12 protein-coding genes are annotated in these 22,308 nt (G+C 40.3%); 6 read left to right on the forward strand and 6 right to left on the reverse strand.

Translation table 11 applies throughout. The features are described from left to right. Nucleotides 1-97 precede the first annotated feature (97 nt). Entirely contained in the window at nt 98-901 is an 804-nt protein-coding gene (locus DW640_RS15715; RefSeq protein ID WP_117578690.1) for an AraC family transcriptional regulator, read from the forward strand. Between the two features lie 81 nt (nt 902-982). Next, the gene (locus DW640_RS15720; protein ID WP_117578655.1) at nt 983-1,351 is read left to right on the forward strand and encodes a DUF6463 family protein; all 369 of its coding nucleotides are present in this window, start codon (nt 983-985) and stop codon (nt 1,349-1,351) included. A 230-nt stretch (nt 1,352-1,581) separates the two neighbouring features. Here the strand turns inward: DW640_RS15720 and DW640_RS15725 are convergent, their stop codons facing one another. The 3 genes from DW640_RS15725 to DW640_RS15735 all read right to left on the reverse strand — a co-directional run bounded on the left by DW640_RS15725 (nt 1,582) and on the right by DW640_RS15735 (nt 4,906). Continuing rightward, on the reverse strand, nt 1,582-2,979 hold the full coding sequence (locus tag DW640_RS15725) for a bacteriophage abortive infection AbiH family protein (protein ID WP_117578657.1): 1,398 nt from the start codon (nt 2,977-2,979) through the stop codon (nt 1,582-1,584). 1,083 nt (nt 2,980-4,062) lie between these two features. Continuing rightward, entirely contained in the window at nt 4,063-4,473 is a 411-nt protein-coding gene (locus tag DW640_RS15730) for a helix-turn-helix domain-containing protein (protein ID WP_011108252.1), read from the reverse strand. 43 nt (nt 4,474-4,516) lie between these two features. Beyond that, on the reverse strand, nt 4,517-4,906 hold the full coding sequence (locus DW640_RS15735) for a helix-turn-helix transcriptional regulator (protein WP_010535380.1): 390 nt from the start codon (nt 4,904-4,906) through the stop codon (nt 4,517-4,519). Between the two features lie 330 nt (nt 4,907-5,236). On the opposite strand from DW640_RS15735, the gene DW640_RS15740 reads away from it, so the two are divergent. Beyond that, on the forward strand, nt 5,237-8,323 hold the full coding sequence (locus tag DW640_RS15740) for a TonB-dependent receptor (RefSeq protein WP_048694711.1): 3,087 nt from the start codon (nt 5,237-5,239) through the stop codon (nt 8,321-8,323). Between the two features lie 18 nt (nt 8,324-8,341). Continuing rightward, complete coding sequence (locus DW640_RS15745) at nt 8,342-10,174, forward strand: RagB/SusD family nutrient uptake outer membrane protein (protein WP_117578692.1); 1,833 nt, start codon at nt 8,342-8,344, stop codon at nt 10,172-10,174. A 105-nt stretch (nt 10,175-10,279) separates the two neighbouring features. Here the strand turns inward: DW640_RS15745 and DW640_RS15750 are convergent, their stop codons facing one another. The 3 genes from DW640_RS15750 to DW640_RS15760 form a co-directional block, all read right to left on the reverse strand. Further along, on the reverse strand, nt 10,280-12,742 hold the full coding sequence (locus tag DW640_RS15750) for a TIM-barrel domain-containing protein (RefSeq protein WP_233525446.1): 2,463 nt from the start codon (nt 12,740-12,742) through the stop codon (nt 10,280-10,282). An 86-nt stretch (nt 12,743-12,828) separates the two neighbouring features. Continuing rightward, on the reverse strand, nt 12,829-14,436 hold the full coding sequence (locus tag DW640_RS15755; RefSeq protein WP_016268763.1) for an alginate lyase family protein: 1,608 nt from the start codon (nt 14,434-14,436) through the stop codon (nt 12,829-12,831). A 13-nt stretch (nt 14,437-14,449) separates the two neighbouring features. Further along, nucleotides 14,450-15,754 carry a family 43 glycosylhydrolase gene (locus DW640_RS15760; protein ID WP_225665432.1) on the reverse strand — a complete coding sequence of 435 codons (1,305 nt, stop codon included), beginning with the start codon at nt 15,752-15,754 and terminating at the stop codon, nt 14,450-14,452. Between the two features lie 324 nt (nt 15,755-16,078). Between DW640_RS15760 and DW640_RS15765 the strand changes: the two genes are divergently transcribed. After that, on the forward strand, nt 16,079-20,113 hold the full coding sequence (locus DW640_RS15765) for a hybrid sensor histidine kinase/response regulator transcription factor (protein ID WP_055300674.1): 4,035 nt from the start codon (nt 16,079-16,081) through the stop codon (nt 20,111-20,113). Between the two features lie 86 nt (nt 20,114-20,199). Further along, entirely contained in the window at nt 20,200-22,257 is a 2,058-nt protein-coding gene (locus DW640_RS15770; RefSeq protein ID WP_090615454.1) for a TonB-dependent receptor, read from the forward strand. Nucleotides 22,258-22,308: the final 51 nt, after the last annotated feature.

Below are 22,308 nucleotides of genomic sequence, written 5' to 3' on the forward strand. Positions count from 1 at the left end.
TTGCTATAGCGATTCTTTTTTATACGGGTACTTTATCGGGGGATTACGCTTATATTTGTACTATCAGATCGTTTTTCAACAGATACCCTTTCTAAATATGTACAAAGAATACTTACCATGCCATATACTTGCTCCTTACGTTGATAGATATTGGGAATTCAAAGGCCAAACAGAACAAGGTATGCAAATAAAATTATCTACAGATGGATGTACGGACTTTATGTTCATATTAGAAACCACTGTTAATCATGGCATTATGATGCAACCTTATCATTCTTATTTTATTGGTCCCATGAACGTCTGTTCGACATTAATAACATCATCAGGTACTATCAATACATTTGGAGTTCGCTTTCGTCCATGCGGACTATCCCCTTTTATGAAAATTTCTCTCAGCGAATTGACAAATATAAGGTTAAGTGTGAATGACTTAAACACTATTTTCAGTGATTCTTTTGCTGAAAAGTTATTCGAAGAACAGGGTATTCAGTGCAAGATTAATTTAATAGAACGCTATCTGAAAGAGCACCTATATAAAAGCAGCCATACAATGGATGCACAAATCGCATATGCTGTGAATCAAATAAATGCGCATGAAGGCAAGATATCCATAAGCCATTTAATGAATGAAGTTAATCTTTGCCAACGACACTTTGAACGAAAATTCAAGTTACATACAGGTTTCACTCCTCAAAAATATAATAGTATAGTAAAATTCAAGAATGCGATTAAAATATTGAGGAACGAATCATTCGACAACCTTTTATCAGTAGCAGTAAAAGCCGGATATTATGATGCCTCTCATTTATCAAGAGAAATAAAAAAGCTATCAGGTAGTACTCCAAATTTCTTTTTATCATTGCCACTCGATAATGAGACTATTATCATTTATACAAAATAAAAAAAGTCGAATTCATCCAATACTCGTGTCTTACTATCCTTTATATTTGCAGCATTAACTAAGTATATAAACAGTGAGAACATGAAACTTTGGAAATATAGTGGGACATTTTTAACAGCGACAGGAATCATTCATACGATTTATGCACTATTTATCGGAAAAGATACTTTTTCGGAAATGCTCAGAAATGGATTGGTAAATTCTATTGGAGAGAATTATAGTCAAGGATTCGCCTTTTGGTTCTTGATCTGTGGAATAATCCTTATCCTTTTGGGGCAAACGCTTCAATATTATATCAGAAAAGAACAAAAACCGGCACCCGTATTTTTAGGTTACTCTATTTTGCTGCTTACCATAATCGGTTGTATTATTGAACCTGCCTCCGGTTTCTGGCTCTTTTTGCCGCAAGCAATTATTATTATTTATTCAAATAAAAAAAGAGGATTGTGATATCCTTCAATTTTGAAAAGAGGGCAGGCTTGTGCCTGCCCTCATAACCATTAAACAAATCACATTCGAGTCTTAAAGACCTACTAGCGATTCTGGTTTTAGAAACTCCGCTCAAGGCAGAGAGCGTACACACCTATACAATAGAACACTGCATAATAGCAGCATTAACTAGTCACATACCGCCAAACAGATAGTTTAGAATTAAAGGTATGCGAATGGTGTGAGTCCGGCTACCGCTTTATATCAGACATCTTGAAATGCCGGACATTTTTTCCTTGGGAAATATTCAGATGTCTGCAAAATCTTCTGATATTTATAATATCATTATCACTATAATAACTAAAATTCCAAATCAGATCATCCACATTTCTTACATTTTCAACAATTGCCTTAAAATATGGAAAGTCTACATCACCCAGCGAATGACCAAGCAATGTAATCTCTTTCAAATCATTCAGCGACTCAAAAAAGCCCAAGTTATGATCTATTATGTCATTAGAATGTTTTATGTTCTTCGCATAATAATTTTCCAAACGCTCCTCAATATGATCTACAGCATAATACCTTATTGGATTTTTCCAATTCCCTTTTTTCATATCCTTTAAAAAGAAAGCGAGATAGACCAACTTATCATTGGCAAAATATTTACCCTTCTTATCCTTCAGATTCGGGCGATATCTCCGACGATTTTTATGTTTATGAACCCACTCATCAAAAGCGACTTCATTATCCTCTACATTATGCCCTAAAACCAAAGAGCCAAACTTCTGCCTTCTATCACCGTGAATATAAAGAATATGTTCCCGGGAAATATTATATTCTGTTTCAAGAAACAATGTATAATTAAAATTCAGGTAAGCAGCGTTCGGATCAAGATACAGCATATTCTTCCTAAATCCTTTCTTGTAATGTATTGTATTAATCCATCGGTGAAACAGATATTGTATTTCGAAGGTACAAGAAGAAACAACATCAGCAACAATATCTATAGGACCTAAATATTCAGCATAACTAAAATTCTCGTCATCTTCGTATAATCGCGGCAAATTCTCATCAACAAAATCAAAAATACGTTCCCTGTTCAGTTCACTAAGATATTTTTCAAAATCCTTCCATAAATAGTCCTTAGCCCAAGTGTTCTTTGGAGCTGGCAATTTGCGTCCGTATTGTAGGCACAAAAGATAATCATTATAATCATCAAAATTATTCATCATAGATCGGGGACCGAAGAAGAGTTCGAACATCTTCACGACAAAATCATTGTGCTTTAATAGGTAGCTGCGAAAATCCATATATGTAGAATCAGCACCATGATATCTGTCAAATCCATTACCTATAATATAAAGATGATGTATGGGATCACCATTAATTGAATATCTTTTTTTTCGATAAGGTTCGAGCATTTCGGCTCTACGCTGCAGGCAATAATCTTTCATCCCACTGACCAATTCTTTCGTTGAAAGGTCAAGTGGACATTGCATCAAATAATCACGAGCACTATATTTGTCCATATAATCTCTAGCTCGTTTAAAGGTAAGCCCGTCTATTCTCATGAATCCATTGCAAGCTCTGTCAATTAGACGGGCTCTATCAAAAGAATATAGAATATCACTATCGCCAATGTTCATAATTATCAAATTTTCAGTCACAAATTACAGTATCTATTGTTCTAGACCAAACTGTATCATTACATAAGGTAACAAAGATAATAATTTTCAAAGTTCGCTAGTCTCATTGACCAAAGATAACTAACCAATTTCATACCGTTTGACCTATTGCTATGTAGCTATGAATAAAATAAAACTTCGTCAGCAAATCATATTTTCATCTATCATTCAACTGTTCAGCCTGTTACAATGCATCTTCTTATTCTTTTAATGTAAACAGACACATAGTCTGCTGATTTGAAATTGTCATTCTATAAAATAATTTATGCCCTTAAGCTAACTCACATGATGTGCGATAGCTAATCCATATCATGTGCGGTAGCTATTGCACATTATGTGAGTTAGTTGTCGCACTATATGCACCAATCAATATCATAGATAGAAAAGCATGATTGCGACATTCAAATATACAGAGAGAGAACATAATACCCAAAAAAAGAAGGTACATTGTATTCATTTGTATAATAGAGTATTATGGGATAAAGTGACTATGAGTTACTTACTCTATTGATGTTTCTTGAATCTACTTTCGAGTTACTGCAATCATTGCAGACGAACACAATAAACATTTTCTCTATAAAAAATAATATCCGCGGGTGCATAAATTAATTCGTCCGCCTATAGGCAACTTTGCGTCCGACTATAGGCAAACGTAACGTCGGCTATAGGCAAACTTGCGTCCGGCTATAGTCGGACGAATTAATTTATGTACTGAAAGAGATTATTTATTGCACAAGCCAAAGCTAAATTTAGTATAGGAATTCTTTATCCAATAAACGACTTTTAGATTTATATGATTTGAATTCATATTTGGACGATTTAGTTCTTTTGCGTATCGGTTAGCCCATTATTGAATCGTTCAACCCATTTTAAATGATAGGCAAGAAGCAATAATTCAATTGCTGACTTCTATCAATTATTTGCTTATTACAATATCTATCAAATTAAAGCTCCATTTAGTTATTCTTCAATGTCCGAACAACTAAATGGAGCTTTATCATATATTTCTAAGAATCCTAAATAAGGAAAAGGATAAACCTATTATTATTTAGCGCTTTCCTCTTTTCCCTTATCATATTTATCTCTTTCGATTTTAAGTAACTCCTCAAATAGTTTCACAGCTTGGTCCATTGAAAAATGGTTGAGATTTTCCACATGAGTAATAGGTCCTATATTAGATGCGCTTACATGGCAGTTCTCATAGAAATTGCTTGTATAGTATAATACAGTTTCTTCTGTAAATTTCTTTAAGCCTTCTTCTGTAACCCCCAATGCAGTAGCCACTTGTTTTAACTTCTCATCATCTATCTTTTCCGCTTGTTCCATTTTGGAAATAGCCTGTTTTGTCACCCCTAACAACTCGCCCAAATCTGTTTGAGTCATACCACGAAGACGGCGTATTCTTTCTATTTTACGCCCCAAATGTGAACTGTTTGTATAAGTTTCTGTTTCCATAATATTTATTTCTTAGTTAAATTAGTTAATCAACTAATAATAATCACCTTTTCTTTAATAATTCAATTTTCTCTCTCTCACTTTGCAGCAGACGTTCATACAATTCCACGATTTTATCCAATGGATTGAACTGCTGGGCTATTGATGTAGCTCCTTGTTCAAAGGTGTTATCTCTAATGTTATTGATATTATATATTGCCTTCTCAACATCAAAATCCTTAATCACCTCAGCAGATATCCCTAATACAGAAGCTATTTGATTTAGAAGCCCTTCTTCGATTTCTTCCTGTTTTTCAATCTTTGAAATGACCTGTTGATTTACACCAAGATCAGCCGCTAAAGCCTCCTGCTTCATACCAAAATAAACACGGATCTTTTGCAGGTTATGTCCGACGTGCCTCCTGTTTGCTTTATTTTTTACTTCGACATCCATATTATTGTTCTTTATGTGATTACATTGAGACAAAGATAGTAAAAATCAACCCATTCTGATTCAAAGTCAACTTTATTTTTTTCAATCCCCAACGCTCTATGCCTACTTTTGTCCAATCAGTCTAAATAAACTGATATTGATCGTGGCGCCACATCAAATACATACACTCAGAGATTGACCGTCAATTCACGGTACAATCGCAGTTTTAACCAATAAAATCTAATAGCCTATGGAGTAAATCAAATCGGTATAATCGGGACATAGATTTAAATCATTCAGAGATTTAACTATTCAAAAACCAATTAGTGAACATACAATTAAACAAAAAACATGAAATCATTTTCTGATAAAACAAACATAGGGACAGACGTTACCCTAAAGACAGTTTATATGATAAGATTCTACCTGCTATTCCTTTTAACAGGAATAATATCGGTAGTCGGAGCCACACAAGTCTACGGCCAGCAGAGCAGAAGCATCTCCGGCGTAGTGAAAAACTCTCAGGGAGAGACGATAATCGGAGCTAATATTGTAGAAAAAGGCACAAACAACGGGACTATTACAAATGTAGACGGACTCTTCACACTGCGTGTGTCGCCCAACGCAGTACTCAAAGTATCTTACATGGGATACATAGAACAGGAAGTCAGCACACGTAATAAAAGTAAACTGGAAATCACGATGGTGGAAGATGCCCGACTGATTGACGAAGTGGTAGTAGTAGGATACGGCTCCGTCAAAAAGCGGGATCTGACAGGAGCGGTAACCTCTATCAAAAGTGCCGAGGTACTGGTTGCTCCTACCAGTAATGTGATGGAAGCTCTTCAAGGAAAGATACCCGGCATGGACATCACCAAAACATCGGGACAGGTAGGCGGTGAAGTCAGCATCCTGCTGCGTGGTTCGCGTTCCATATATGGCAATAACGAGCCACTGTTCATTATCGACGGAATCCCCGGAAGCTATAATCAGGTCAACCCTTCCGATATTGAAAGTGTCGATGTTCTGAAGGATGCTTCATCCACCGCCATTTACGGTTCGGCAGGAGCAAACGGTGTTGTGATTATCACCACCAAAAGAGGAAAAGAAGGCAAAGCCACAATCAACTTTGACGCGTATTACGGCTTCAGTGGATCGCCCAACTACAAACACGGAATGACTCAGGATGAATGGGTGACTTACCAGAAAGAGGCATACCGATATAAGAACGGTGATTTCCCTTCCGATATGTCTGCCCTACTGGGCAAGCAGGCTTTTACAGATGCGTATAATGCCGGAAAATGGATTGACTGGGTAGACGAGGTTTCCGGTAATACAGCTACCACACAAAAGTACAGCCTTTCGGTAAGCAGCGGAACGGAAAAGACAAGGATATTCGCTTCGACCTCCTACAACCGGGAAGAAGGCCTGCTCAGCAATGAAAATCTGAACCGGTACTCTTTGCGGCTCAACATCGACCAGCAACTCTTTTCGTGGGCGAAAGTCGGTTTCACCTCCAATCTGGTGTACCGTGATTTAAATTCCGGCGTGAAAAACACGTTTACCCGTTCCCTCTCCGCTTTCCCGTTGGGGGATGCCTACGATGAGGAAGGCAAGATCAATCACGAATATATCACAGGGCAGTATTCGCCGATGGGAGATTTTATAGAGAATCAATATGCGAACAACACCCGTTCCACTTACCTGAATATGAGCGGGTATGTCGAACTGACTCCTCTCAAAGATTTCACATTCACCAGCCGGATCAACGGGACATTGAACCATTCCCGACGAGGACAATACTGGGGAAACCAATGCAACGCCAACCGTCCGAGTTATGCGGGTTCGCCTCACGCCTCCATCACCAATGACAACGCATGGAATTACACGTGGGAAAACATTCTAGCATACAGCACGACCCTTGCCAAAGCGCATACGGTAGGAGGTTCTTTAATCACTTCGTGGAACAAGAACCAGTCGGAAAGCAACATGGCTGCCGCAAGCGGACAGATGGTAGACCAATGGTCGTTCTGGCGGTTGACTTCGGGTTCCTCCCCACATGTGGAATCGGACTTCGCACAGACACAGAAAATGTCTTTTGCTTTCCGCCTCAACTATTCATACAAGAGCAAGTACTTATTCAACTTCTCCACCCGTTGGGACGGTGTCTCACAATTCTCCGCCAGACACAAATGGGATGCTTTCCCGGCAGGCGCCATAGCCTGGAGAATTTCCGACGAGGCTTTTATGGAAAAGACACGAAGCTGGCTGGACAACCTGAAACTGAGAGTCAGCTACGGCATCACGGGCAACTCCGGCGGAACAGACGCCTATAGCACCACTACCCAAGCCTACGTATATTCTGCCAGCGGAGTCTCCGTCAATGGAAAAATCGTTCCTTTCACACAATACTCGGAGACTTACGGCAGTGCCGACCTCGGTTGGGAAAAATCGTACAACTGGAACATCGGTCTGGACTTCGGCATACTGAACAGCCGCATCGACGGTTCCATTGAATGGTTCAGAACAACCACCAAAGGATTATTATTCAAGCGTATATTGCCCATCACCAGCGGACTGACCGGATGGGGTTCTCCTCTGTCTATCTGGCAGAATATCGCCCAAACCAGCAATCAGGGCGTGGAAGTGATATTGAACTCCCACAATATACAGCACAAGGACTTTACATGGAACACGACCTTGTCCGCTACTTGGAGCAAGGAGAAGATAGACAAGCTGCCCGACGGTGACCTGATCTCCGAGAACCTGTTTACCGGCGAACCGATTCACGCCATTTACGGCTATAAATATGCAGGTATCTGGGGAAGTGACACTCCGAAGGAGACGCTGGATGCATATGGCGTAAATCCGGGATTTATCAAGATAGAGACAGTGGATAAAAACGGAGACGGCGGAGTACATAAATACAGCACCGACGACAGACAAATTCTGGGACATACGAATCCGGATTGGATCATCGGACTGAACAACTCCTTCACCTACAAGAACTTCGATTTATCCGTCTTTGCAATGGCACGCTACGGGCAGACAATCAACAGTGACCTGCTCGGCTACTATACCGCAGAGCAAAGTGTGACCAAGAATCAGCTGGCAGGCGTGGATTACTGGACAGAGGACAATCAAGGCGCATACTTCCCGCGTCCCGGAACGGGAGACGAACAAAAAAAGGTATATCCTTCGCTGAGAGTACACGACGGCTCCTTCATCAAGATCAAGAATATCACTTTGGGATATACCCTCCCCGCCAACATTTCCCGCAAGGTATTGATGGAGAAATGCCGCATCTACGCTACGGCCTACAATCCGTTCATCTTTGTGAAAGACAAGCAACTGAAGGACACAGACCCCGAAACGAACGGTTCGGACGCGTTTCCCACCTATCGGCAATTTGTATTTGGAGTTAATCTTACATTCTAATTAAAGAAGAAAATGACAATGAAAAGTATACATTTAAAAACAGTTTTTTGCTCTGTCCTGCTGTCCGCACTATTCCTGCATTCCTGCTCGCTGGAAGAGTACAACCCGGGCGCATTTACCAATGAAACATTGGCTACCTCAACCGAGGGATACGAAACACTGATCAACCAGTGCTACTTCGCAATGGAAAGGTTTTACTACGGTGCCGCAGACTGGATGTCGCTGACCGAAGGGGATACGGACCTCTGGACGTACAAGGCTAACCAATCGACAAGCTACACCGAATGGTTCTGGTTTTTCGCCGGCACATCGCCCAACACGACCTACACCAATAACTGGTGGAACGGGACATACGACGGAATAGGTTCCTGCAACGAAGCCATCGCCTTAGGCGACAAGCCTCCCTACGCCACAGAAGAGGAACGGAATGCGAAAGTTGCCGAAGCCCGCTTCATGAGAGCTGTCTATTACTTCAACGCAGTGGAACAATTCGGAGGGGTAACCATGCTTACGGAACCGGAAACCAGCCTCAACTACTCTCCTGTCCGCACCGACCCGATGACTATCTACAAAGAAGTCATCCTGCCCGACCTAAGATTCGCATCCGAATGGCTGTCAATCGGGAATCATGCCACGACTACCACTCCGACCAAGAAAGCCGCTCTCGGCTTTCTGGCAAAAGCCTGTCTGCAGACCTACGAGTATGGAAGCACGGAATACCTGCAGGAAGCTCTCGACGCAGCTTTACAGCTGATCTCCGACTGCGAATCGGGTGGCGGGAAATACAACACTTATATGTATCCTACGTACAGTGAAGTATTCGAAGAAAGCAATAACTGGGAAAACAAGGAAGCGCTTTGGAAACATCGCTGGTATGCAGGCACGGACGGACACGGTTCGAGCAACGGTAACTACAAGCTAAACCGCAATGACGAGTATTTCCTGTGTGACATCAATAAGTTCGGTGCCCGTGAAGACAATCAGGAGACACGACTGACATGGGAAGGCTCCATCAGCGGCATCTTCATGCCTACGCAACACTTGCTGAATCTGTATGTACAGAATGACGGCACGTTAGATCCCAGATTCCACCAGTCATTCACTACCGAATGGAAGGCCAATAAAAGTTATACTTGGGACGAAAGTGCCGTACACATGTACGACAAAGACGAAACAGTTATCGGCAAAACTCTGAAGAAAGGTGATCCGGCCATTAAATTTATCATGCCGCAGGATGCGGATTATTCTACGGAAAAACAGAATGAGCACAAGACCGACTATTTGTTGATTGATTACAACCATGTCTACAGTGATAGAAACAACAATGTGAACATGAACTACTCGTATACAAATGTAACAGGGAATTACAAGAACGACGGTACCAGCGAGAATCTGTTCCGTTACTATTATCCGTCACTAAACAAGCACAACAGCAGTAACTATTACGTTGCAAACGCCTCCAAACAAAGAAACGGAAACTTAAACGCTACGTTTATCATGCGTATGGCGGAAGTCTATCTGATTGCCGCAGAGGCTGACATTTATCTGAACGGAGGAGCGAATGCCGCCAAATACCTGAATAAGGTTCGCGAACGTGCCGGAGCAAACCCGTTAACGGGCAGCATGACGGTTCGTGACGTATTAGACGAAAGAGGACGCGAACTATGCGGTGAATATTGCCGTTTCTACGATTTGAAACGGACAGGGATGTTCAAGAGTTCCGATTATCTGAAAGATACTCACCCGGATCTCGCACGGTTCTTTGATCCGAATTATGCTTTACGTCCCATTTCTACGACCTTTACCGCTACCATTATCAACGGCAGCGAGTATCAAAATCCGGGATATTAAAAAATGATCGGAAAACATCTTGGTTAATATGCATGAAGGGTACACTTCACACACAAATTGAAGTGTACCCTTCTTAGCAACTTAGTTATTTATGCTTCTCAATTACTATTTCATTCTTATTTTCAACTGTTTACCTTCATATTTAACAATCTTTCCGCCAGTACTTTCCTCCACTCCTATTCCGGCATTCTTGTCAACCTTCACCAATCTCAAATTCCGGCATTGGGTCATTCCCGGATAATTACCTTTACGGTCGGAAATGGTCAACAATTTCTTTTTGTCATCCCATTTTATTTCAAAATTCGAACAAGCTCCCTTCTCATAATTATAATTATCGCCTTCATCTTCATACACCGTAAACGAAGAATCCGCTCCCGGATAAATCCGTATTTCCCAAGCTGCATCTTTCTTTTCCGATGTATATTGCACAACCGGCCCCATTGGAACGATGGCCCCCTGACGAACCAGCAAAGGAATACGGTCGATTGTCGCTTCCATAGTAACCCTTTGTCCGCCTTTATATTTCTTGCCTGTCCAAAAATCAATCCAGTTCGCACCATCGGGCAAATATACTTGGCGTGTTTTGGCTACATTCTCCAATAGCTGGGAGTCAACCGAATAATACATCGGAGTTGTGACGGGAGCAACCAGGAAAGCAGGACCAAACATAAATTCATCCTTCAAATCAGCAATCTGCGTGTCCGAAGCAAAATCAAAAGCAAGCGCTCTGGTTATCGTATAATTATCGGTATGAACTTTTCCCGCCAAAGAATAAATATAAGGTAATAAGCGATACCGCAAATGAATCATTTGAATCAAACTGTCGTAAAAGGGCTCACCGGGTTTGCCAAAACGCCACACCTCACGGGGAGTATCGGTACCATGGCTACGAAATACAGGCAAGAATGCGCCATATTGAAACATACGGGTATACAACTCACGATATCCCATATCAGCCACTCCTTTATTATAATCCCCCTTCCTGAACCATTGACCACCTTTTTTAGTAAAGAAAGCACCAATATCGACTGTCCAATAAGGACATCCCGTAGCCATAAAGTTCAGTCCCGCCGGAATCATCCGGGCAAAAGAGTTCCAGGAAGCATAGGTATCGCCATTCCATGTAATAGTAGAGTAACGCTGCTGCCCGGCATAACTGGAGCGAGTCAAATTAACCACACGCTTGTCTGAACTTGTAGCACGCTGATTCTCATAAATCCCCATTGCATGATATAAAGAATACAGCTGACTTCGTTCCGCTCCCAATACATCGCTCAGTAGTTTGGTATTTAACTCCCAGCGACGCTTGTGACTATCATCTCCATAAAGATCACCCATATGAGTCCAGTCAGCATCCAATGGTTCAGAAGCATCACACCACCAAGCATCGAAACCATTATCAAAAAACTCATTCTTCGCATAGCTCCAATACAACTTCCTTGCCAACGGATTAAAAGCATCGTAAATAGCCGAAGAATGCAGAAGTAGATTCTTCTGTTTAAAATCAGCGTGTTGAGGACAATTCATGGCATTAGGCCATATTGAAACCATTAATCTGGCGTGCAAAGAATGAATTTCATCTGCCAGTTTCTTTTTATCAGGATAATGTTTCGGGTCCATACTCATTCGTCCCCATTGACCTCTGGGCCAGTAGTTCCAGTCCTGCACAATCATATCAATAGGAATCTGCCTTTGGCGATATTCTTTTAAAGTATTGATCAGATCATCGGAACTGACGTACCGTTCTTTCGACTGAATATATCCGAAAAGATGAAGAGGCATCATGGGTGATGCACCTGTCAGCAAACGGTAATTAGCCACTACCCCATCCAACGTCCGGCCTTTCATAAAGTAATAGTCAATCTCCTTGGCTGCTTCCAATTCCACATAACTGCCTTCCGAATTGTCTTTGAATACCATCCCGCAACCCGCATCGAACAACAAACCGTACCCGTTGGTCGATACCAGCACCGGAACCATTGCCTTCAGATTATGCTGGCACAAATAGAGTTCCTTTCCCCGAAGGTTCATATAATCCTCCATATGTGAGCCAAATCCATATAAAGCCTCTAAAGGTTGCCAGTCGAAATTTATCCTGTACTTCCAAGTATAACCTATGGTATCACGACGAAGAATATTTTTCACTTCCTTATCTCCATCCGCTGTCTTCTCAATACGTTTGGATTGTTCGTCGTATACGACATGCTCCATCACCTTCTTTTCTCCAACTCTCGGCAGCTTGCCGTCTTCCCGAAGCAATAAGGAACCATCCGTATTTAAATAAGAGATAAAACCAGTGTTTAAATCAATCTTAACAATCAGGCTGTCCGATTTTAAGACACAACTATCAATCTCCTTACCAGAGGTAAAACGGACAGGTCGGGTAACATGAGGCATACAAATACCTGTGCTATTCCCCTTAAATACATTTTCCCCCGTATATTGTACTCTCACAATATCCGAAGTGACAAATTCAACCTTCAAAACACCTTGCTCCAATTGACAAGACACACCATTCACTAAAAAAGTAACATCCTTACTTTTTGAAAAAGCGGCAAATGTATTCATTAAACCTAGCGAAAGGAGTATTAACCGTGCTAAAGTGAATTTTCTTATTCTAAACCGACTTTTCATATATATATTTTGTGATTGTTTTACTGAACAGACTGCAACTCCGCATTGGTAAGTGAACGTACCCATTCAATTACCACAGGTTCACCACAAGTATCGCCAAAATCCAGAGTCATGGTTGCATTCGTTAAAGCCTTAGAGAATGAGTATCCATTTTTTGACCGGACATCTGTTATTTTAAATACATATATATCCTCACCCACTTTCATTGCTTTGTCCGAATCAAATTCCCAAGACTCCGGCGCCGCACTTATACTATAAGATAAAGTTAACCATTTCTTATTTGCCGATGCCGGAATACCAGGAGCTTTTACCACTATATTGGGATAGGCAGAAGAATCGTACTGAACACGTTTCTGTAGTTTAACCCCCGAAGAGACCAATGACATCACTCCGTTGACTGCCCGATATGAGGCTGTAGAGAAGTTCCATGCTTTCAACTGGGTAAGATCTTCTTCTATCCTTCCTCTGTCTTTTCCGGTATTCAAATCATCACCCAAATAATAAAGCAGACTGCCCAAACCGGTATTGTCGCAAGTAAAACCCGGTCCCTCTGGACGTACAAGACCTAAAACGATTTTCGTATAGGGCATTTCCAGCCCTTTTCGCAGCACATAATGATTATAGGCTATCTCAAAAACCGAACGGAAACGCCCCATGCCCTCTTTTCCAAAAGTAGAAAGATGTGAATATTTTCCGGTTATATCTTTCCATTTAACAAAGGGAACATCGTACCCCAGATTTGATTTGGCAATGTATTCATATCCTTTCATAATGCGGTTATCCAAAGCACCATACAAATCATCACCTTGTGTCCAGGCCACTTCCGCCATATCAGCAAAGCAACTGACACCAAGCATTACATGCTGTTGGTCCCGACCGGCTTCCTGCGATTGCCCGCTTTCGGCAATATAATTAGGCAGACTTCCGTTATCTTTTCCATGATAAAAGAAGTCAATTGCATCATCATAGAGCTTACGGTCATTCAAAAATACCCCGAAAGAAAGCTGCGCTTTAGCTACCGCAATTCCCCAATTACCATTAGTATAAGGGGCCGTTTGAAAGAATTTGCTTAAAACCGGCTGAAACACCTTTCGGAACATAGCCTCTACACACTCTGTATCCTGCTCACTCCAACCATTCGGATAATGAGTCTCCATATAAGTGTAGCGCATAATCTCAGCCGCATTAACCAGTATAAATCCCTGCAATCCCGCACAAAGCGGAGCATCATTAGTAGGCGGTATCTGCCGAACGGTACGAGCATAAGCTCTGATAATTTCCATGGATTTGTCCGCATGGGCTTTCTTTCCGGTTATCTTCCAAAGAAGGGCATTGTAATAGGCGGAATTAAAATCACGTTCACTAGGTCCTTTGGTGTATCCATACTTTCCATCCCGGCTTATTATTTCGAAAGGTCCTTTCATCTGATAGTCGGCCCTGGCTTCCGGTAGCTTTGCGAGAATTTCATACGAACCATAAGCCGGTTGGGCTTTCTGATCAACTAAACGCTTTATCCGCTCCAATGATTTTTCGGAGTGGAGTACTCCAGGATGAATAAACTGTTGGGCGAAAGCACCGGGAATAATGCATACCAAATTACAAAGTAACCATATTTTTCTTAATCTCATAGCAATGAAAAGTTTAGTAAAAGAGCAACTCCCACACTGAGGGTTTTGCCGCTCCGGGTTTATTTAAAAAGGAAATTTTTACCGATTTGCATACCTTGGAAATCGGAATATGAACGGGTGACCCCTCAATCCCCTCGACCGTATAATCTGCAACTGCCACCCAGTTGTTTTTATCATCAGCAGTTTCAACCTTTATGAAATACCTCTTCCAAGGATATTCAAAACGAATCTCCATGGTATCGATATATGCACTATCCTTAAAAATGGCTGATAAATAGGAATCTTCTTCGCCATCTGTTGCTTCCCAACGTGTAGCATAGCTGCCATCCAATACATTTTTCGCCATAAAGTCTTTATTCCGCTCCGAACTTGATAAGATTTCATCCACTTTTATGAATTGCCTGTCATCCTTGTTTAGATCGGGGAATAACTGGGCATGATGCGGCACAATATTATTAATTTCATTTTCCGGATCATTGAAAGTGAGTTCACTCAAACAAGTCTGACGGAAGGCCGACCCATCATTTAAAAACGGCCAACGATGCCGATGGTACAACATATAGGTTTTGTTATCGTAAGTAAACAGGGTGTGGTGACCAGGACCATAAACTTTCAATTCTTTATTTGTAGTCAGGATTGGACTATTCCCAGCTTCTTCAAACGTACCAAGTGGATGATCGCCTACAGCATAACATACCTTGTAAGTATCATCAATTGTTTTTCCCTCCGAATAAGTCAGATAGTATTTACCGTTATGTTTCAGCATATACGGAGCTTCAAAATAGTGCGCAGGCGTTACTTCCACCGGTTCTGTCGCAAAAGAAGCCATATCGTCATTCAGCCGGGCTCCGAAACAATGACCGTTAGTCCATCCCCAACCGGATCCCCAATAAAGATAGGCTTTTCCATCATCATCAATAAAGGCTTCAGCATCTATTACATGATAATAGCGAGTGGTATCAAACGATATCATGGGTTTATCTCCCAACACGTTTTCCCATGGACCAAGCGGATGGGCAGCTTTACCACACCAGACCTCTGACCCCACAGATACATACATATAAAACATATCTCCTTTTTGAATAACAGAAGGCGCCCATACCATGTTTTTATGGGAGAGAGCAGATGTACAAGCCGCTTTCGTAGGCCAGTTCAACCGATGAAACGTCCAGTTCCGGAAATCCTCGGAAACCCAGCACGGCAGAAAATCCGCTCCCCACGGATCGACCGTCGCATAGAGATAAAACTTACCTTCATACTGCACCAGCGAAGGATCTGCAAAATATCCCGGAAGGATAGGGTTGTTAATTTCCGTCATTTGAGTCTCAACTTTCTCTTTGGGCTGATTACAGCCGACCAAAAGAAAAGAGCATAATAAATAAATTCTTGTTTTTAATGTCATAAATACATCCCTGAGTTTAATGATTAAAGCAACGATTACAGCATTTTAGCACTTACAAAGATACGGATAAATAAAATTAACCCTATGTCATATAGAATCATAAACTGATCGATTCGATAAACAGTAATGTTCCCGGCTAAGGAAATGGTTCAAATTGTACTACCTCATGAGGCAATGAGTACTATGAATATACCGTTTTTTTTGTTTTCTTTGTAGTAGAAAAACCAATTCCTATTAATAATGAGATATCTGTCATCCATCCTAGTATTGCTTTTAAGCATAAGCAGTTTTGCTATCAATCAATATAAATTCCGTCTAATTGATATCGTCGATGGCCTGTCCGATAATCAGATACGTGGATTGAGCATCACCCCCGACGGACGTATTGCTGTCAGAACCGCTTCTATAATGAACATCTATAATGGAACGACCTTTGAATACTTCCATTATGATAAAAAGCAGAAATACGTATGGAATTATAATCGCCCCACCAAAGAATATTATGACAATCAAGGGAGAATATGGATGAAAGAACTCGGATATCTGTTGCTTCTTGACCTGAATACCAACAAATTCAACTACAATATATCGGAAGAATTAGCCACATTGGGTATTACCAAACATCTGAAGAATCTCTTTATTGACGATTCCAAGAACTACTGGTTTCTGACAGAAGATAATACATTTACCTTTTACGATACAACCCAAAGCAAACTTATTACGATAGAAGACGGTCAGAGTGATTTCACCAGGCTATACGGAATCCCGATGGAACTGACCCAGTACAAAAATCTCTGTTGGATTGTATATAGCAGCGGATTAATACGCTGTTGGGACTATACCTCTCACGAATTTATTTTTCAGGAAACCCGTTTTTTGAATATCATAGGCGACTTTACCGATAGAATATATATTCATCCTGACTCTGTGGGGAATATCTGGCTGATGTATAACAATGCTGTTTACTTTCACCACAGGATAAACAGAGACTGGAAAGAAGTTGCCACGATTAAAGGCATATCCAATTTTTTCACCTGCATGGACATGGATAACGACGGAAATGTATGGGTAGGAACTTCCAAATCCGGATTAAGATATATTGACGGCAAAACATTCGAAGTTACTCACCTGCCAGGCATGCGTCTCATAAACGGGGGAATACAGGACAATGACATCTACACACTCTTTATAGATCCTAATAATGGCATATGGATAGGTACACTTTTTCAGGGATTATGTTACTATCACCCCAGCATGCAAAAGTTTCAGCTAATTCAGACCATTAATACCGGAACACAAATTACTAACGAAACCATACGCTGTTTCCTGGAAGAAGAAGACGGTACTGTCTTAATTGGCTCTGGAGACGGTTTATATCGTTTCTACCCGGAATCAAAGAAAGTGGAACGATTGTTTAAAGAACAAATCAACGACCTGTGTCTCTCTATCAGGAAAGACCATAGCGGCAGAATATGGGTAGGAACTTATCTGGGTGGATTCTTTTGTATAGAAGGAAAGCAAATAAGACAATATCTCAGGTCATCAATCAATCTGGAGAAAGATCCGAACCAAAATATTTCAAGATGCATCTATGAAGATACAGACGGCCGATTCTGGGCCAGTGTGACAGGCGGTGTAGGACAAATCGATCCGGTTAGTGGAAAAATGCTATATATGTTAGCCGATAAATATCCGGAAATAAAAGACTATACCCTAATCTATCACCTCTATCCAATTAACGATGAAACATTCGCTGCACTAGGAGATAAAGGTATCTACTATTACAATACCAAACAAGACAGCTTGTATATTCCCGGAACTGACAATCCCGATTTTGAACAGAACATTAAATATTTCGGGATATTAAAAGACACCAGGGGACTTGAATGGTTTGCTACCGAAGATGGCATCAGAGTTTGGGACAAAACCAAATTATATAAGCTCACCGTCACTGAAGGACTACCTAATAATGAAATATCCTCCCTGCTTGAAGACGACAATGGAGTAATATGGGCTTCAACACTGAACGGCATTTGCAAAATCGCCCCCATTCAATCTAATGATACTTATAACTTTTCGATAGTAAATTTCGGAATTTCAGATGGATTACAATGGGGAAAATTCTATGATCATTCAGCTCTTAAAACCAAAGACGGCACATTATATTTTGGAGGAGCACATGGATTTAATTATTTTGATCCCAACAAAATCATCTACAATAATAGTAAAAACAAACCTGTATTAACAGCATTCAGAATCTTCAATTCCCTCATAAAAGAAGAAGAAAAGTATAATGGAAAAATCATATTAAAAGAACCCATAAATAAAACCAAGCAAATAACCCTTAAATACAATCAGAATTTCATTACATTTGAGTTCGCAGGTATGAATTATGTTAATCCATCACAGACATACTATAAATACATGCTCAAGAATTTTGATGAAGATTGGAATGAAATTTCAGGCAATGAACTGGGCAAGGCTACTTACACCGGCCTCCGCCCGGGAAAATATAATTTTATTGTATATACAGCCAATAATGATAAAGTATGGGGAGAAATACCCTACGAATTAACCATTATAATTACTCCTCCGTTTTGGGCTACTTCTTATGCTATAATCATTTATATCATATTGAGCATAGCTATCTTTATTTACATTTTAAAACGATATCAAAGACGGACGCAGAAAAAAATACTCAAGGAAAAAGAGATATATGAACAGGAACAGAAAATAAAACTGGACCTAATGAAATTTCAATTCTTCACCAATATCAGTCATGAATTCCGCACTCCTTTAACATTAATATTAACTCCTCTCGAAACGTTAATAAAACAGCAGAGCGATATGGTATTGAAGAAGAAGCTGGATTCCATCTATCAAAATGCACACCTGCTGCTTAGTCTGGTTAATCAGCTTCTGGACTTCAGAAAACTGGAAATAAAAGGGGAGAAAGTTTTATTCAAGACAGGAAACATAATACAATTCATAAAAGATATATATCTACAATTCAAAGAGTTATCCACTACTAAAAATATCGATTTCACCCTAGAAACATCGGTTGATTATCTCCTGATCAATTACGATCATGATATGATGTATAAAATCATTAATAACTTGTTGTCTAACGCATTTAAATTCACTCCACAAAATGGGCATATACAACTTACTGTGAATAAAGCAGACAGAAACGATAAAGAATACATCATGATAGAAGTAAGCGATACCGGATGTGGCATCGACGAAAAAGACTTGCCTCATATATTTGAACGCTTCTACCAGATAAAAGACGATAATGCACCAGCTGGAAGCGGTATTGGCCTGCATCTGGTTAAAGAATACGCCAGATTACATAACGGAGATATAACAGTGAGCAGCCAAATTAACATCGGCAGTACTTTTACAGTGTATATACCGGTTGATTTGCCTAAAAGCAATGATAAAAATCATCAGGAAGAAAAAGAAGAAAAGAATGAAATAAACGACATCATACCCAACACAAAAGAAAAAGACGATAGAAAAAAACTCCTTGTTGTTGAAGACAACGACGAGTTCCGCAATTACTTAACCGAGCAACTTAGTGAATGCTATCGTGTCATTGATGCTTCGAATGGAGAAGAAGCTGAAAAATTGATACTATCGGAATATCCGGATTTAATCATCTCCGATTTGATGATGCCCAAAATGGACGGGATCGAATTGTGTCAACGCGTTAAATCCAATATACAAACTTCTCACACTCCTTTCATCCTACTAACGGCCCGTACTTCGGACGAATCAAAAATGGAAGGTTATGAGGCCGGTGCTGATTCTTATATTTCCAAGCCATTCAGTTTCGAGCTATTGTGTATACGAATAAAGAAACTAATTGAGCAACAGGAAAACAGGAAAATGTTATTCCATAAAACTATCGAAATAACTCCTAGCAGCATAACTACCACATCTCTTGATGAGGAATTGGTAAGAAAAGCTCTACACTTCGTAGAAGAGAACATCGACAATCCGGAATATTCGATTGAAGATTTAAGTAAGGACCTGGGACTGAGTAAGACTCATTTGAACCGGAAGTTGCAATCTATTGTCGATTTAACGCCACTCCAATTTATCCGGTCCATCCGTTTAAAAAGGGCGGCGCAATTACTAACCAACAGTCAATATAACATAAATGAAATCTCTTACATGGTAGGTTTCAACACCTTAAAATATTTTAATTCACACTTTAAAGAGGAATTCCAAATGACACCCAGCCAATACAGGGAAAAGAATAAAGGGTAATTTCCTGTACTGCTATTTTTCTATATTTATTAGCTGGTCTGTATCTGTAATGGTGTCGTGAGAGATTTTCCGTTTGCTAGAATAATATGAAAACAATAAAAATAATCGTTCCTACCATTCTATATGCCGGAATGTTGCTGCCCTGTATGGCACAATCCTCACTGGTTGATTCCATTCAAGATCGTTTTAAAGATCAATTGATGCTATTTCCGCAAGAGAAACTTTATCTCCATACAGATAAATCTGCTTATATTGCAGGAGATACAATTTGGTTTCGTGCGCATGTGGTCGATGCAGCTACACACATTCCTGCAACTGTGAGTCGATGTGTCTATGTAGAACTTATCAATCAGTCGGATTCGGTTATTCATCGGGTTAGAGTTTGTTTGAGTGACTCTATTTATTGCGGCTATATGCCAATTCCTATATCTGTTCCGCAGAGTAGCTACCATTTATGTGCTTATACTCGTTTTATGGAGAATCTGAATCAGGATTGCCTGTTTGATGTCGAATTGCCAGTGATAAATCCGGTCATTACAGGAAATATATATGAAACATTGAAGATAAAAGATGAACAGCAGGATGCTACAGCATCATTGTTCGACTTAAATCACCAAAATGATATTCTGTCAGTAGCTTTATCTCCGGCTGTTTTAGCTAAATTATCACGAGGAGAAAAGTTATATTTGACCATGCATTGCCGTGGAATCGTATTTTATGCTGAAGCCCTCGAAAAAGAACGTGAACGCTATTTATTTGATATCAGTACCTTTCCGGCAGGTGTAGTCCAGACATTATTACTGGATGACCGGCTACATCTTCTAGATCAACATTTATTGTGTACGAATGAAAGAAAAGGTCCGGATATAAAGTTTACGACAGATAAACCAACTTATAATCGCAGAGAACAGGTTAACGTTGTCATGAAGCTGCTTGATGAGACAGGAAAACCTTTGAAAGGGAATTTTTCCGTATCGGTGACGGATGATGCCAGTGTATGTTTGAATAGTCTCTGCATGATCGCTCCATATTTACTATGGGAATCCGATTTGTCTGCTGACCGGCAGCAGTGGCCACGCTACAATCTCAAGAATTTATTAAACGGTAATTATCAACATCCGGGCGGTCGTTTTGATGTATCTCCTGAAATAAAAGGAATCGCTTATGATTTTTATAGCCGCAAAGCAAAAACAGATGCTGAAGTTTCGATTTTTGGCATAGAATCTCTTTTTAGCGCCAAACAACATACAGACTCTTTGGGTAGATTCTGTTTTACCGGGTTTGATTTTCCCGAAGGCTCTACTTTTCTCATAAGAGCAACAGGCAAGAGAGGTAATAAATCAATCCAGCCGATAGTGGAACCGGAAGTATTCTATCCATTCAAACATTCTGTTGTCAACCATAACGCTAACTCAGCTAAATCTTATGCTTATCGGAATGAAAACCAGGAACGGTTTGATTCCTTGGCCCAGGCAATGAACAGTTATCAGTTGGACGAAGTCATTGTAAAAGCAGATTCAGTAAAGAAGATAGGTAAATCAGTATATCATTCTTTTATGGGAAGGGTAAAAACAGCGGAAGAATTAATGACTCCCCATCCGAGATCGTTGACGGACATGTTGGAAAGATTTCCCGGAGTATATATAAGCGGGGATAGTGTAATGCTGAGTGGGATTAAAAATGAACTGTTTTTCCTGGATGACATCCCTACTACATTTGAAGATGTGAGGAATATAAACATTGATGAAATAGATGAAATAGAAGTCATAAAAGATGCGTCAGCAGCAGTTTTTGGAATGAAAGGAGCAAACGGGGCTATTCTGATCATGACAAAACGGGGAGAAATAACACGCCCCGAACTTGTGAGGAACGTAGTACGTGTATCCCCTTTGGGGTATCAGCGGTTAAAACGTTTTTATCCGGTCTGTTATGATACCGAAGAGAAGCAAAGTTCTGTATCGGAAGATAACCGGTCGACTCTCTATTGGAATCCCTGTGTACCTATAACTGATAATGGAGAAGCTTCTTTTGATTTTTATACCTCAGATAGCGATACACCCTATACAATTCTCGTGCAAGGAGTTTCTGAGGATGGGCGTATTATTTCTTTAAAACGGAAAATATCCCGGACTGTGACACGATAAATAACATTAAAGAGCCATACCGAACTCTATTTAAGTTGCGATATGGCTCTT

Origin of the sequence: Bacteroides sp. AM23-12, from assembly GCF_003434395.1 — a bacterium.
In the GTDB taxonomy this organism is placed as follows: Bacteria; Bacteroidota; Bacteroidia; order Bacteroidales; family Bacteroidaceae; genus Bacteroides; species Bacteroides thetaiotaomicron.